Consider the following 13,701-nt stretch of genomic DNA (forward strand, 5'->3'; position numbering starts at 1 on the left):
GCGGCGGTTTTTTTCGTCTTCGGAAACCGCGCGGTGTGCTTCAAGCCACAGGCACGCCGGTAGTTTCGAAAGCCACACAGAACCTGGAGCCGGTTTGTCGAGGCGTCGAACCGCCGCTCCTACAACGCCCGTGTCGAATCGCAAGGTATCGCTGATCTTCCGCAGTGCTGGGGCGTGTTGCTCTCAAGGGCACCGCTAAACCTGCCAGTTCACATGAAAGAGAATCCACCACTTGGTCGTGCAGGACGCAGGTGACTACGCACGACTGGGTTATGTGTCGGGGTGGGGTTAGTTGCCATAGGCTATGCAAACAATCCAGGGCCATTCATGGAGCTCAGGAAGGCAAAGCACAGCACCCACCATCTCGGCGTGCCGGGAGGCAGCTGAAGCGGTGGGTGCTGATTTATTTATGTGGCAATCGGTTTGAAGGCCGATAGCGTTTCAAGTGCCATGCCATGTTGATTTGATGTCGGGTCAAGGCATTTCTGGGACTGGGAAGGGAAGAGGGCCGATGAGAATATGTTTGGCGATTCGGTTGGGTGAGCCTTCCTTGGTCTTGAGATACACCGTTTCATCAGGTGCAACAGGGCCGCTGCCGTTGTATATCTGTGCGGCGGTGAACGCAGCAGGAACTAGTGCTTTGGGTATTTTGAGAAGTAGGCTGCAGTCATCTATGACCGCATTTACGTACTCACCAATTCCGCCGAAATATAAGTTGATAATAATTTTCCCAGTGACTGCTATATGGGTTTCATCGCTGTTGGGTGCGTATGAGATTGAAATTTCCTTGACGAAAATATCTCCAAAGTCCATGAGTGGGTGGTAGGGGATGACTTCTTCTTTCTTTGTGTTGTCGGCGTTTAGTGTGGAGTTGTTCACGATAGGTTTCCAAATAGTGATAGGTCCATTCTGCTGTGTAAGCAATCCGGAGTTGTCATTATTCTAACTATCGATAACTTGGGTAACTAGCAATATGGGCAGGTGTCGTGCCCCCGACAACTGAAAAACTCTATGTGATAAAGATGTGTGGCTGGAGTCAACGCTGAAGCGGAGGGGGCATAGCCTTCAATTCAAGGGCTGCCGGTGCAGCGGTGAGGTTCGCGCCATCCTGGTATTAAGCAAAGCACAGCGCCCACAAGTTCGATATGCCGTGATGACCTTCGAATCTGTGGGCGCTGATTTATTTATGAGGGAGTAGCTGAATTAAAGGGCTGTCGGAAGCGTAAAGGGGAGCAGGCCGATGAAAATATCTGTGAGCTTATTACTTGCTTGTCGAATGTATACTGTTTCATCTGGTGGGATAGGATTTCCATTGCATATTTGCGCAGCATTGAATGCGGCAGGCGCGAGGGCGCTGGGTACAGTTAATAGGTGGATGCATTCTTCGATTAGTGCTTCTTCGGGATAACCGACGATACGGGTGATTTTTTTGCCGGATAGTATGATGGCGGTAGCGTCAGTGTCAGGCTTGTATGAGATTGAGATTGTTCTGGCGAATATGTCGCCTATTTCCATGGGCGGTATGTAAGGTATGGTCTCTTCCGCTGTTGTGCTAAGATCGGTGCGGGGCATGCTGTTATTCATGATATGATTTCCAAATAACTAATGGTGTTCCCAGGGTTTGCTTCGTAAGCTGGTGTGGGAAAGTCATTATTTGGCTTTTAGGGTGATTTAATAACTAGCAAGATGTACAGGTGTTGTGCTTTAACTTAAGGTGTATAACTGGTGCGGTTAAAACTGGAACAGAGACAGCATGGCTCCTCATTCAAAGGATTGTCAGTGCGATTGAGTGGGGTATGCGTCGTGTTTATAACTAAAACAAGGCGGCTAACTTTTGTGTGCTGTATTCACCTCGCTCACCGTGCTACCGCCTGATTAGGCCTGTAAAACAAGAAATGCGTGGTCTCGGCCGTCTTGCGATAGGCCTTGGCCCACTGCGGCCGCACCGTGCGGTCATGGAAATACAGCGCGCCGCCCGTGGGGTCCTTCAACTGCTGGTTGAGGGCCTTGCGGGCGATTTCTTTGGCCACGGCATAGCGCTGCTCCTCCTCGACCTGATCAGGTCGCCCATCGCACCACCAGGAAAACTGGCAGGCCTTGGTTTCCACCCCTTGCTTGACTACCCCGCAAATCGTATCGGGGAAGCCTTCGTGGCCCAGACGGTTGAGTACCACACTGGCCACGGCGCTCATGTCCTGGGCGTTGGCGCCTTTCGATTCCCAATAGATGGTGCGCGCAAGGCAGGTGATGCTGTCATCCAACGGCGCCTGGCCGGCGGGGTCGACCGCTTTCACTTCACCGGGCGTGAGGGTTTCTTTCTTCTTGGGCGGTGGCGCGTCATCGACCACTTTCTCTTCCAGCACTTGCGCCTTGTCCTCGGCCACGGCGGCCTTGGGGCTGTCGGCTGCGTGCAGCGGGCCTGCGAGCAGGGCCAGGGTCAGGCCGAACACCAGCGACGAGGTGCGCATGGTCGAGTTTTCCGCGAGGTGAGGTGAATCACAGTCTAGCCAAGCGGATTCAACTCAGCGCCAGGCTCAGCACCAGTGGCAGGGTGACGGCGGCAGCGACGGTCTGCAGGGCGATGATCGTGGCCATCAGCGGTGCGTTGCCGCCCATCTGTCTGGCCATCACATAGGACGACGACGCGGTCGGCAGGGCCTGGAACAGCACGGCCACCACCGCCGCCTGACCGCCCAGGCCCAACAGTCGGCACAGGCCCCAGGTGGTCAGTGGCATCACCAGGAACTTGAACGCCGAGGCCGCCACCAAGGGCCGCACCTGCCGGCCCAGGCGAGCGCCGCCCAGCGCTGCGCCCACGCACAACAACCCCAGGGGCAGGGCGGCCTGGCCCAGGGCCTTGACCGTGGGCTCGAGCCCTGGCGGCAGGCCCAGCCCGGTCACCCGCAACAGCAGGCCGCCGGCGCAGCCGACGATCAACGGGTTAGCGAAGATCGCCCGCAGCACCGTGATTGGCGAGCTGTGCCGGGCGCTGAAACGGGCGAACACCAGCACACACAGCAGGTTCACCAACGGCACGATGGCAGCGTTGGCCACCGCCGCCAGAGCGATGCCGGCACTGCCGTAAAGACCTGCGGCGAGGGTGGCACCGATGTAGTTGTTGAAGCGCACGCCTCCCTGGAACACCGAGGTGAAGTCAGCGCCGTCGTGGTTGACCGCGCCCTGGTAGAGCACCAGCAGCAGCGCGCCGAGCACGGTCGAAAGCATCAGCACGCCGACCATGCCGAACACTGGCACGCCGTCCAGGTTGGCCGTGGCCAGGCCATGCAGAAACAAAGCGGGCAGCAGCACGTAGTAGCTCAGACGCTCGGCACCGGGCCAGAACGTCTCGCCCAGAACCCCCCGCACCCGCAGCACGGTGCCCAAGGCGATCAGCAGGATGATGGGGAGCAGGGTAGTCAGGAGCAGAGGGAGCATGGCGGCAGTCCGTGTCGGTTTCCGGCACAGACTAGCCGCGCCAGTCAGCATAAAAAAACGTTGTTTTCTGCAGTGACCCTTGAGGAAAACTGCACGGTCAGACGGTCACGTCTCGCGCAGTCACAGCCATGGCTAGTCGATGGTCTTTGTCACCTGCTGTCTCTCCAGCCCATCCAGCAGCGCCTCCACCAATGCCTTGCCGGCCTCCAGCGCATGGTCATTGCCCAGCAGCAGGTCATGGCAGGTGCCGTCGGTTATTTGCAAGGCTTTGAGGTTGCTGGCGCAGGCGCCTTTGAGCAGGGAACTGAGATGGACCAGGGCGTCTTCGAGTTCGACGCCAGCGCAGACGCTGAACAGGGGAGGGTGGCTGTGTTCGCAGCTGCCGAATGCGGCGGGAGCCGTGGTGCTGCGGTGGGGTGGGTCCGGGATGGCTTTCGTCATTGTGTCGCTCCTTGATTCAATGGAGCCGCCACTCAACGTGACCAAACGAATGGGTGGCGACTGTACGCGGGTTGGTCAACCGGGAATCAAGGAAACCGGCGCGCACGGAGGCGCCCCACGCACAGCCGCCATGAATCGAGACAGCCAGGCACAAAAAAAGCGCCAACTGAATCGCATTGCGGGCGCTTGTGCGCCTTGATGATTGCGGGTGACCAAACCCGGCTGCTGGATTGACAGCAGCGCGCACAGGTTACCGGCCCAGGGCAGGCGATTCAAGGCGCGATTCCGGCAGGGGGCCGCTGCGCGGCTCATCGCAGGCCTCCAACGCGGTCTTGAGCACGGCGCTCAGGTGCCGCCGCTGGCTCTTCTCATGCTCGAGCAACACCACCCGGCGGACTAGCTGCGGCTCGCCGAACGGCAGGCGGATGGCCGGGGGCAGGCGTTCGAGGTCGTCGTCGGCCATGGGGATGATCGCGACCCCAAGCCCCATGGCCGCCATGCGCGCGAGCGCCTCCTGGCTGTCCAGCTCCATCTGTTCGTGCACTTGCAAGTGCTGGCGGCGCAGCTCCTGTTCGATCTGCCGCCCGGCCCAGGCGCGCTTGTCAAAACGCAGGAACGGCTGGCTGGCGAGCAGCTCGGGCAGGCTTTGGCCAGCAAGCTCGGGGCTGGCGATGGCCCAGAAGCGGTCTTCGAACAGCGGGGTGTGGTTCAGGCTCTGAGGGTAGGGTGGCACTGGCTCGGTGGTGATCGCCGCATCCAGCTCGCCATCCTCCACGCGCCGGGCCAGCTCAGCTGACATGCCGGAAAAAACGCTGATGTGCAGCTGCGGATGATGGGCCTTGATCCACACCAGGGCCTTGGGCAAGCGCCGGGCCAGCACTGTGTGGATCGCCCCGAGGCGCAGGCGCCCCCGCAGGCTCGGGCCGCTGGCCAGGGCATCGGCCAGCTCGTCATAGGCGGCCAGGATGCTTTCGGCGCGGGCCACGGCCAGTTGCCCGGCCTCGGTCAGTACCACCTGACGCCGGCTGCGGTCGAACAGCGGGACCTGCAGTTCGTCCTCGAGGGTCTTGATATGCAGGCTCACCGCCGAGGGCGTCAGGCTGAGCAGATCGGCGGCGCGGGCGAAGGTACCGTGGCGGGCGATGGTCACCAGGGTGCGCAGGGCTTTGAGGGACACGCAGGCGGCTCCGGGCTGGAATGAGCGCACGTTACAAGTTCGCAGCCGCGCGCGGCAAGGGCCGGCTCAGCCTTGGCGCAACGCGGCCACCACCTGCTCGACGCTGGCCTTGAGGCCACCGACGGTGTCGTCCGGGTCGCTGTCGAGCACCAGCAACCGGGCGCCCGCGGCCTTGATCGCCTCGGCCACCGGAGGGGCGGGCTGGCGGTGGTGCAGCACCAGGGCCACGTCCTGGGCCTTGAGGGTGTCGCCCAAGGCCTTGAGGTCGGCCTCGTGCCAGGTGTCCTGGACGGGCACCGGTTGCTCCACTACATCCAGGTTCAGACCGCTGGCCAGGTAACCCAGGCGGTCGGACAAACTCACCACGCTCAGGTTATCGACCTCGGCCAACTGCGTCTGGGCCTCGGCGGCCAGGCTCAGCAACTGACGCTTGAGGCTGGTGAGGTTGGCCTGGATCTTTGCTTTGTCCGCCGGCGACAGGCGCTCCAGGTCATTGGCCACCACGTCGGCCATGCGCCCGAGGTTGGTCGGGTTGAGCCAAGGGTAGGCGGTGAAGGCGTCTTCACCTGTGACCGCGATGCCCGGCAGCGCACCATCGACCGGCCGCGCCGCATCGATCTCGACGATACGGATGTTGCTGCGCCGGGCCATGGGGTAGAGCGGGTCGTCGCGCCAGATCGAGCGCACGCCGATCACCGCGTCGGCCTGTTGCGCCGCCTTGTGCAGACTGGCGCCGCCCCGGCCGCTGAAGTACGACGGCTGGCGCGTGGCTGGCAAGTTGGCCGGTGCTGCGCGCTTGAGCTGCACCGAGGTGCCGTCGAGCAGAGCCTGCGCCAGGCTGTGGGTGACCGGTAACGTGGTGAGTACTTCGGTGCTGTAGGAGAGCGTGGGCACGCCGGCCAGGGCGAGGGCCAGCGTCAGGTGCTTGAGGGAGAGGGTCATGCCGGGTTTCCTTGCAGGTGGGGGACGAGGGCGCGGGCCAGGGCAGCGAGGGCGAAGCACGCGCCGGCCACCAGGATGATCGCCGCGCCCGAGGGCACAGGCAGGTCGAAGACGATCGGCAGCAAGATGCCGAGCAGGGTGCTCAGGGTGGCGATGATCACCGACAGGAAGAAAAACCCCTTGAGCGACTGGCTGACCAGCCGGGCCGCCGCCGCTGGAATCACCAGCAGGGCGCCCACCAGGATCGCCCCGATCACCTTCACCGAGGCCACGGTGACCAGCGTCACCAGCACCACGAACAGGTAGTCCAGGGTCTTGACCGCCACCCCGCGTACCGCCGCCAGTTGCGGGTTGAAGCTGGCCAGCATGATGCGGTTGTAGAGCGGCAGGGCCAGGGCCAGGACCAGGAGCGCGACGATGCCCAGCACCACCAGGTCCTGGGCGCTGACGGTGAGCACCGAGCCGAACAACACGTTCTCCAGAATGTGTACGTTGATCTTGCCGGCCAGCATCAGCAGCAAGCTCGCGCCCAGCGCCAGGGACACCGAGAGGAACACGCCGATCAACGTGTCCGGCGAGAGCCCGGTGCGGTTGCGCAAGAAATTGAGCAGCAGGCCAAACAGCAGGCAGTAGCCGAACAGGCTGCCGTAGGGCCCGGTGTAGGGCTCGCCCAGCAGGATGCCGATGGCCACGCCGGTGAGCGCCGCGTGGCCGACCGCCTCGGAAAAGAAGGCAAAGCGCTTGACCACCACCAGGGTGCCCAGCCCGCCCAGCACCGGGCCGATCATCAGGCCTGCGAGCAGGGCGTTGATCACGAACCCGTAGGCCAGGGCCTCGGGCAGGTAGCCAGCGGTGGCCCAGGCCTGGACCAACTGGCGGAAGGCGTCATAGCTCATCAGGCAAGGCTCCTGCTGCGAGGGTGAACGCTGAACAGGCCAAGCAGGCGCTGCGGTGTGAGGGCCTGGGCGGGTGGGGCGTCGAACAGCACCTGGCGGTTCAGACCGGTGACCCGGTCGGCCAGGCGCAACACGGCTTCAAGGTCGTGCTCGATCCACAGCACCGTGGTACCCGCCTGGCGCCAGGCCGTGAGCAGTTGCTCGAACACTTGGATACCGGCTTCGTCCAGGGCCGACATGGGTTCGTCGAGTACCAGCAGCTGAGGTTCGGGGATCAGCCCTTGGGCCAGCAGCACGCGCTGGCGTTCGCCCCCGGAGAGGGCGCCCATGCGCCGGTTGCGTTTCTCGAGCATGCCGACCCGCGCCAGGGCCGCGTCGATGGCTGGCCGCACGCGACCGGCCAGGCCCAGGAAGGCCGGGCGACGCTGGCACAGGGCGGCCATGAAATCGTCCACGGTCATCGGCAGGCCCCGGTCGAACTCCAGAGCCTGGGGCACGTAGCCGATCACTTCGCGCTCGGTCGGCCAGTGCAGGGTCAACTGGCCCTGGTGCGGCATCTGCCCAAGCAAGGTCTTGATCAACGAACTCTTGCCGCCGCCATTGGGGCCGACGATGGCATGCACGCTGCCGGCGGCGACGCTGAAGGCCACGTTTTCGAGAATGCGCGTACGCCCCAGGGTCAGGTCGATGCCGGCGAACCCGATGCGCGGCCCGCAGGCGGCGCCGAGGTGGGCGGCTGCGGTCATGTGCGGGTCTCCTGGATGGCGCGTACCACGGTGTCCAGGTTGCGCTTCATCTCCACCTCGTACTTGTCCTGGGTGTACTCGCCGTAGGAGATGTGGGTCAGCGGGTAAATGCGCACGCCCGCTTCGCGCTGGATGGTGTCGACATAGGCTGACGGGAAGTCCATCTCCGAGAAGATCACCTGCACATCCAAGGCCTTGAGCTGGTCGATGGTCTTCTTGAGCTGCGCCGGGCTCGGCTCGATGCCATGGGCCGGCTCGACCACGGCGGTGACTTCCAGACCGAAGTCGCGCACCAGGTAGTCGTAGGCGGCGTGGATGGTGGCCACGCGCAAGGTGGCGTTCGGTGCCTGGGTGACCTGGGCCAGGGCCTCGGCGCGCAGCGTGCGCAGGCGCTTGGCGTAGGCGCGGGCGTTCTGGGTGTAGGCCTTGGCGTTGTCCGGGTCGAGCTTGCCCAGCTCGCGGGCGATGTTGTTGACCTGGGCGATGGTCGCGCTGATCGACAGGAAAGTGTGCGGGTTGACCACCTTGCCCGCGCCCCGGGCGGCGATGCCGGTGGCGGCCAGCAGCGGCACGTTGGCGTTGGACTCGATGGTCTTGATGTCGGGTTTTTCGCTGGCGGCGATCATGCGGTCGGCAAAGTCATCGTGGCCCACACCGTTGAGCACGATCACATCCAGGGTGCCGATGCGCTTGATGTCTTCGGCCCGCGGCTCGTAGGCATGGGGATTGAAGCCTGCCGGAATCAGCGGTACCACCTCGGCCTTGTCGCCAACGATATTGGACACATAGCTGTAGTAGGGGTGCAGGGTGATGCCGATGCGCAGGGGCTTGCCGTTGTCGGCCAGGGCCAGGGCCGGCAAGGCGCAGGCCAACAGCAGGGTGAGGACGAAGCGGAGCATGGGGGAATCCTTCGGTTCAGTGGCGGTGTTGGCGGGTGACCCCGGCGTCGTAATGGCTGACCACCTGCTGCCAGCCGGCGGCGATCAGCGCGGTCTGGCCCAGGTCGTCCGGGGCCAGGGCGCTGCGGTCACGGCGCAGCCAGACATCCGGCTGTTCGCCGTCGCCAGAAGGCAGGATCAGCAGCAGGCTGCCCGCCACCTGGGCGTCCTGGCTGCGGCCCAGGTAGGCGCCGCTGGGCAGTCGCTGCCAGTGGTGACCTCCGCGGCGCTGGCTGCTGGCGTCGGGCACGAAGGGCGGCAGGCCTTCCTCGGCCAAGGCCTCCACGTCCGGGACCTGGCCGCTTTCCTCGCGCAGCAGCGCGATCTCCTCGACCGCTACCCACAGGTCGGTGTACAGGCCTTGCTCGGCGGCGGTGAGGTCGCGGCGGGCATCGATCTGGTGGGCCGCGATGGCCACTTCGTCTTCGCGCTCACCGCGCAGCACCACCACCGTGGTGGCGAGGGTGATGATCAGCAGGGCGGCGAGCAGCACGTACAAGGTCTCGTGCCCGGCGCCGGCCGGGCGTACTACCTGGGCCCGGCTCATGGCGCGCCTATGTCGGCATGGTCGACTTCCACCACATGGCCGGGGCCTGCGTCGAACAGCACATAGAACTCACCCTCGGGGCGCTTGAAGGTCAGGGTGGAGTCTTCGCCGAGCTTGCTGGCCAGCAGCACCTGTTCGTCATAGCCGATCACGTCCAGGGTCACTCCCGGTGCGCCGCTGCCGTCGGAGAACCCGCCTTTGCAGGTGATCTGGTCGGCCGATTCGGTGCATTCGCACATGGGGTTATGGGCCTGCGCAGGCAGCGCGACGCCCAGCAGCAGGGGCAGGGCGAGGACGCCCATCCAGTGTTTCATTGCTTGCCTCCTTGTTTCTGAAGCCACGCCACGGTGGCCGGCGATGCCTTGGCCAGGGGAATCGAGGCCTGGTGCATCTGCCCGTCCCAGCCTTCGAAGGTGAGCCACAGCTCGGCGTCGGGCCGGGTCTTTTGCGGAATGTTGACCTCGCCGGTCATGCGATAACGCGTGCCGACGAACAGCGCGCCGGCTGCCCGCAGGCTGCGCGGTTTGCCCACGCGCAGGTACACCGCCTTGATGTCGCTGCACTGCTCGCACAGGGCGATCTTGAACTGCTTGAAGTAGCCCGCCGGGCCGTCGGAGCGCGGCGCCTCGTCGAAGCGCTCGGCCAGGCGCACGCTCCACGGGCCGGCATTCAGTTCGCCCAATTCACGTTCGCCCAGGCCGATTTCGCCACGGTCCATCGAGGCTTCATGCAAGTACTTGGGCATCAGCCCGAGGGGAATCAGCACCAGCAGGATGTTCAGGTGAAATCGCCACTTCAGCCAGAAACGTTTGACTGGCGACTGGGGTGGGGTGTGCTTGCTCATAGGCTGGCCTCCGACGCGGTCGCCGCGCGTGCCCGGGGCTGGCGCTTGAGCGCAGCGGCGGTGGCCTGGGCGGTGCGCTTGGTCCAGATCAACAGGCCGCTGAGCACCATCAAGGTCAGCATCAGGCCAAAGAAGGCCCAGATCAGCTTGACCCAGATACCGCCGAAATCACCGGTGTGAAGCGGGCGCATGGACTCGGTGACGAACTCCAGGGCCGAGCGGTCCGAAACCATGAACGAAGCCTCGACCTTGCTGTTGTAGGGGTTGACGTTGACTGTCTCGAACATCAGCGGATACCAGCCGCGCCCGCCCATGTAGTAATGGCTGTAGGCATTGCCCGGCAGGGTGATGAAGGTCACCTCGAAGCCTGGGAAGCGCTCGGTGGCGGCGCGCTCGGCCTCGTCCAGGCTGATCGGCGTGGGCGCCTGGCCGTCGGCGGTGCGCGGCACGTCTTCGCGGGCGATGGCCGGCACGATCGGCTCGCTGGAAATCGTCACGTGGTTATCGGCCAGCGTGGCCTGGATCAGGAACCAGGTGCCGGTGATGGAGATGGTGGCGATGAACCAGATCGACCAGACCCCGCTCAGGCGGTGCAGATCGCCCCAGAAGATCCGCGAACCGTGGCCCAGGCGCGGCAGCTTGAAAAAGCCTTTCCAGAAGCGCTTGTAAACCACCAGCCCGGTGACCAGCGAGGCGAGCAGCGGCAGCCCCAGCAAGGACACCAGGTACCAGCCCCAGCTGTAGCCGTTGGTGAACGGCACCAGCCACCAGCCGTGCAGTGCGCGGGTGAAGGCTTCGAAATCGAAGGTCGGGCTCTTGCCTTGGATCGCTCCGGTGTAGGGGTTCACGTACAGGATTGGTGACGTGCCGTCGGGGTAGGTGACGCTGGCGGTGAGGGCGAAGTGCGCCTCGCCCGGCTTGCTGATGTAGTTCACCGCGATGGCCGGGTCGGCGCGGTGGATCGCGTCGAGCACCTGCTGGTAGCTCAGCGGCTGGGCGTCATCGTGGGGCTTGCTGGCGCGCACGTCTGGGTTGGCCAGCCAGACGATTTCTTGGCTGAGCACGGCCAGGGTGCCGGTCACGCAGACGATCAACACGAAGAACCAGATGGGCAACGCCAGCCAGCTGTGCACCAGGAACCAGGTTTTGGAGCGGGACTTTTTCGACATGAGTACCGGTCTTGTTGGGCAAATGAGCCACGACATCGCGCAACGGCCCAGGCGGGCTTTTCGCGACTGAATCGCATTCGTTTCTATATGTGACGAATGAGCGGCAAAAACCTGCGGGGCAAAATGCAAAAAAATATTTCAAAGCCTCTGGGCCGCGGCGTTGCGCCGAGCCTAAATCCGCCGAATTGAGTTTCGTTCCTAACTGCATGCGAGTGCCCCGGCACTACGAATGAACTTTTAGGAAGACGCCCAGCATGAAACCTGAAGACGCCGAGAAGCTTGCCCGTCGCTTTATCGCCCTGCCGTTGGACAAGCGGCGCCTGTTTCTTCAGGCCTTGGCGCGAGAAGGGGTGGAGTTCTCGCTGTTGCCCATTCCTGCGCAGGTCGAGGGCATCGTCTGCGCGCAGCCGTCCTACGCCCAGCAGCGCATGGGGCTGTTGTGGTTGCTCGATCCAGAAGGCGCAGCCTACAACCTACCCGGAGCGGTGCGCCTACAGGGCGTGCTGGACCTGGACGCACTGAGCGCGGCCTTCGAGGCGCTGGTGGCGCGGCATGAGCCGCTGCGCACGCTGTTCCGCCTGGAGGAGGGCATCTGGTATCCCCGCGTGCAGGCGCCTGGGCCACTGGCGCTGGAGCGCCACGATCTTGCAGGTTGCGCCGAGCGCGAGCAGCGCTTGCAAGACATCGCCCAGCAGCAGGCGGGCCTGCCGTTCGACCTGCAGGAAGGGCCGTTGCTACGGGTATGCCTGGTACGCCTGGCCGAGGATGAGCACGTGCTGTTGCTCACCTTGCACCACATCGTCGCCGATGGCTGGTCGATGAACGTGCTGATCGACGAATTCAGCCGCCTGTACGCCCAATGCGTGGCGGGCCAGGTACCCCAGTTGCCGCCGCTGCCGATCCAGTACGCCGACTACGCCCTGTGGCAGCGAAGCTGGCTGGAGGCGGGCGAGTTGCAGCGCCAGCTCGACTATTGGACGGCCCAGCTGGGCGATGAACAGCCGGTGTTGGAATTGCCGACCGATTTTCCCCGGCCAGCCGCACCGAGTTATCGCGGCGTGCGCCTGGAGTTCGCCATCGACCCTGCGTTGGCCACGGGCCTGCGCACACTGGCCCAGCAGCAAGGCGTGACCTTGTTCATGGTGCTGCTGGCCTCGTTCCAGGCCCTGTTGCACCGCTACACCGGCCAGCAGGACATTCGTGTCGGCGTGCCGGTCGCCGGGCGCGGCAAGGCCGAGACCGAAGGGTTGATCGGCTTGTTCGTCAACACCCAGGTGCTGCGCGCCCAGCCGCGTGGGGATCAGCCGTTCAACGCGCTGCTGGCTGAAGTCCGTACGGCAGTGTTGGGCGCCCAGGCGCACCAGGAGCTGCCGTTCGAGCGTCTGGTCAACGCCCTTGAGCCTTCGCGCGATGCCGCCCATTCGCCGCTGTTCCAGGTGCTCTACAACCACCAGCCCGTGGTCGCCGACCTCGAGCAGTTGTACATCGCCGACGGGCTCAAGGCCTCGCGCCTTGAGTTGGGTGGGCGCACCACCCAGTTCGACCTGGCCCTGGACACGCTGGAAAAGTCTGGCGCCCTGCACGCAGCCTTGACCTACGCCTGCGACCTGTTCGAGCAGGCCAGCATCGAGCGCTTGCGCGAGCACTGGCTGAACCTGCTGCAGGGCATCGTCCAGGCGCCGGATGCACGCCTGGGCGACCTGCCGCTGCTGGGGCATGCCGAACGCGAGCGTCTGCTGCGCGGCTGGAACGCCACCGCCGAGCACTACGAAAACGGCCCCTGCGTGCAGCGCCTGATCGAGGCGCAGGCCCTGCGCACGCCGGATGCCCCGGCCTTGGTGTTCGGCAGTACGCAGTTGAGCTATGCCGAACTGAACGCCCGAGCCAACCGCCTGGCCCATCGCCTGATCGAGGCAGGCGTCGGCCCTGAGGTGCTGGTGGGCATTGCCCTTGAGCGTTCGCTGGAGATGGTGGTCGGCCTGCTGGCAATCCTCAAGGCCGGCGGTGCCTACGTGCCGCTGGACCCGGATTACCCCGCCGAACGCCTGGCCTACATGCTCGAAGACAGCGGTGTGAACCTGCTGTTGACCCAGACCGCGCTGCGGACACGCCTGCCGCTGAACGCCGACCTACGCATCTTGTGCCTGGACAGTGCCGCCGCCGACTGCGCCGGGTATCCGCACAGCGATCCCGCCTGCCAGGTCAGTGGCCACAACCTGGCCTATGTGATCTACACCTCCGGTTCCACCGGCCGCCCCAAAGGTGCTGGCAATAGCCATCAGGCGTTGTTCAACCGCCTGGCCTGGATGCAGCAGGCCTATGGGCTGCAGGCGTGCGACAGCGTGTTGCAGAAAACGCCGTTCAGCTTCGATGTGTCGGTGTGGGAGTTCTTCTGGCCGCTGATGGTCGGTGCGCGCCTGGTGGTGGCCCAGCCCGGTGCCCATCGCGACCCTGCACAACTGATCCAGGTCATCACCGAGCAGGGCATCAGCACCTTGCACTTCGTGCCCTCGATGCTCCAGGCCTTCATCCATGAGCCGGGCGTCCAGGCCTGCACCAGCCTGCG

Annotated in this window: 15 protein-coding genes; 1 reads left to right on the forward strand and 14 read right to left on the reverse strand. The window is 64.2% G+C overall.

The window, feature by feature from the left end:
* Positions 1-474 precede the first annotated feature (474 nt).
* From DQ397_RS16145 to DQ397_RS16210, 14 genes are all read right to left on the reverse strand, one after another.
* Positions 475-879, reverse strand: a complete 405-nt coding sequence (locus DQ397_RS16145) for a hypothetical protein (RefSeq protein ID WP_043214103.1) — start codon at positions 877-879, stop codon at positions 475-477.
* Between the two features lie 324 nt (positions 880-1,203).
* Positions 1,204-1,584 carry a hypothetical protein gene (locus tag DQ397_RS16150; protein ID WP_043214101.1) on the reverse strand — a complete coding sequence of 127 codons (381 nt, stop codon included), beginning with the start codon at positions 1,582-1,584 and terminating at the stop codon, positions 1,204-1,206.
* 272 nt (positions 1,585-1,856) lie between these two features.
* On the reverse strand, positions 1,857-2,468 hold the full coding sequence (locus DQ397_RS16155; RefSeq protein ID WP_043214099.1) for a cell wall hydrolase: 612 nt from the start codon (positions 2,466-2,468) through the stop codon (positions 1,857-1,859).
* A gap of 49 nt (positions 2,469-2,517) precedes the next feature.
* Positions 2,518-3,435 (reverse strand): AEC family transporter, encoded by a 918-nt coding sequence (locus tag DQ397_RS16160; RefSeq protein WP_043214097.1) that lies wholly within the window; start codon positions 3,433-3,435, stop codon positions 2,518-2,520.
* A 132-nt stretch (positions 3,436-3,567) separates the two neighbouring features.
* Entirely contained in the window at positions 3,568-3,876 is a 309-nt protein-coding gene (locus DQ397_RS16165; RefSeq protein ID WP_238556633.1) for a DUF3077 domain-containing protein, read from the reverse strand.
* Positions 3,877-4,126: 250 nt separating this feature from the next.
* Positions 4,127-5,053: a LysR family transcriptional regulator gene (locus DQ397_RS16170; protein ID WP_256664385.1), complete on the reverse strand. Its 927-nt coding sequence runs from the start codon at positions 5,051-5,053 to the stop codon at positions 4,127-4,129.
* 66 nt (positions 5,054-5,119) lie between these two features.
* The gene (locus DQ397_RS16175) at positions 5,120-5,995 is read right to left on the reverse strand and encodes a metal ABC transporter solute-binding protein, Zn/Mn family (RefSeq protein WP_043214094.1); all 876 of its coding nucleotides are present in this window, start codon (positions 5,993-5,995) and stop codon (positions 5,120-5,122) included.
* Positions 5,992-6,891, reverse strand: a complete 900-nt coding sequence (locus tag DQ397_RS16180) for a metal ABC transporter permease (protein ID WP_043214092.1) — start codon at positions 6,889-6,891, stop codon at positions 5,992-5,994. The genes DQ397_RS16175 and DQ397_RS16180 overlap by 4 nt, the downstream gene beginning before the upstream one ends.
* The gene (locus tag DQ397_RS16185; RefSeq protein WP_043214090.1) at positions 6,891-7,637 is read right to left on the reverse strand and encodes a metal ABC transporter ATP-binding protein; all 747 of its coding nucleotides are present in this window, start codon (positions 7,635-7,637) and stop codon (positions 6,891-6,893) included. The genes DQ397_RS16180 and DQ397_RS16185 overlap by 1 nt, the downstream gene beginning before the upstream one ends.
* Complete coding sequence (locus DQ397_RS16190; protein ID WP_043214087.1) at positions 7,634-8,536, reverse strand: metal ABC transporter substrate-binding protein; 903 nt, start codon at positions 8,534-8,536, stop codon at positions 7,634-7,636. The genes DQ397_RS16185 and DQ397_RS16190 overlap by 4 nt, the downstream gene beginning before the upstream one ends.
* A gap of 16 nt (positions 8,537-8,552) precedes the next feature.
* Complete coding sequence (locus DQ397_RS16195; RefSeq protein ID WP_043214085.1) at positions 8,553-9,122, reverse strand: DUF6162 family protein; 570 nt, start codon at positions 9,120-9,122, stop codon at positions 8,553-8,555.
* Complete coding sequence (locus DQ397_RS16200; RefSeq protein WP_043214083.1) at positions 9,119-9,436, reverse strand: hypothetical protein; 318 nt, start codon at positions 9,434-9,436, stop codon at positions 9,119-9,121. The genes DQ397_RS16195 and DQ397_RS16200 overlap by 4 nt, the downstream gene beginning before the upstream one ends.
* On the reverse strand, positions 9,433-9,966 hold the full coding sequence (locus DQ397_RS16205; protein ID WP_043214080.1) for a hypothetical protein: 534 nt from the start codon (positions 9,964-9,966) through the stop codon (positions 9,433-9,435). Before DQ397_RS16205 ends, DQ397_RS16200 begins: the two co-directional genes overlap by 4 nt.
* Positions 9,963-11,135, reverse strand: coding sequence for a PepSY domain-containing protein (locus tag DQ397_RS16210; RefSeq protein WP_043214078.1), 1,173 nt, complete (start codon positions 11,133-11,135; stop codon positions 9,963-9,965). The genes DQ397_RS16205 and DQ397_RS16210 overlap by 4 nt, the downstream gene beginning before the upstream one ends.
* A 254-nt stretch (positions 11,136-11,389) precedes the next feature.
* On the opposite strand from DQ397_RS16210, the gene DQ397_RS16215 reads away from it, so the two are divergent.
* A partial coding sequence (locus DQ397_RS16215) for a condensation domain-containing protein (RefSeq protein WP_148921584.1) occupies positions 11,390-13,701 on the forward strand: 2,312 nt, incomplete at its 3' end.

It is taken from the genome of Pseudomonas sp. CK-NBRI-02, from assembly GCF_008124495.1.
Taxonomy (GTDB): Bacteria; Pseudomonadota; Gammaproteobacteria; order Pseudomonadales; family Pseudomonadaceae; genus Aquipseudomonas; species Aquipseudomonas guariconensis.

What these genes read in the sequence shown, in the direction of transcription:
- DQ397_RS16165 (WP_238556633.1), bottom strand. Translation starts at nt 3,876, where the DNA reads ATGACGAAAGCCATCCCGGACCCACCCCACCGCAGCACCACGGCTCCC.
- DQ397_RS16205 (WP_043214080.1), bottom strand. Translation starts at nt 9,966, where the DNA reads ATGAGCAAGCACACCCCACCCCAGTCGCCAGTCAAACGTTTCTGGCTG.
- DQ397_RS16210 (WP_043214078.1), bottom strand. Translation starts at nt 11,135, where the DNA reads ATGTCGAAAAAGTCCCGCTCCAAAACCTGGTTCCTGGTGCACAGCTGG.
- DQ397_RS16150 (WP_043214101.1), bottom strand. Translation starts at nt 1,584, where the DNA reads ATGAATAACAGCATGCCCCGCACCGATCTTAGCACAACAGCGGAAGAG.
- DQ397_RS16200 (WP_043214083.1), bottom strand. Translation starts at nt 9,436, where the DNA reads ATGAAACACTGGATGGGCGTCCTCGCCCTGCCCCTGCTGCTGGGCGTC.
- DQ397_RS16190 (WP_043214087.1), bottom strand. Translation starts at nt 8,536, where the DNA reads ATGCTCCGCTTCGTCCTCACCCTGCTGTTGGCCTGCGCCTTGCCGGCC.
- DQ397_RS16175 (WP_043214094.1), bottom strand. Translation starts at nt 5,995, where the DNA reads ATGACCCTCTCCCTCAAGCACCTGACGCTGGCCCTCGCCCTGGCCGGC.
- DQ397_RS16155 (WP_043214099.1), bottom strand. Translation starts at nt 2,468, where the DNA reads ATGCGCACCTCGTCGCTGGTGTTCGGCCTGACCCTGGCCCTGCTCGCA.
- DQ397_RS16185 (WP_043214090.1), bottom strand. Translation starts at nt 7,637, where the DNA reads ATGACCGCAGCCGCCCACCTCGGCGCCGCCTGCGGGCCGCGCATCGGG.
- DQ397_RS16160 (WP_043214097.1), bottom strand. Translation starts at nt 3,435, where the DNA reads ATGCTCCCTCTGCTCCTGACTACCCTGCTCCCCATCATCCTGCTGATC.
- DQ397_RS16195 (WP_043214085.1), bottom strand. Translation starts at nt 9,122, where the DNA reads ATGAGCCGGGCCCAGGTAGTACGCCCGGCCGGCGCCGGGCACGAGACC.
- DQ397_RS16180 (WP_043214092.1), bottom strand. Translation starts at nt 6,891, where the DNA reads ATGAGCTATGACGCCTTCCGCCAGTTGGTCCAGGCCTGGGCCACCGCT.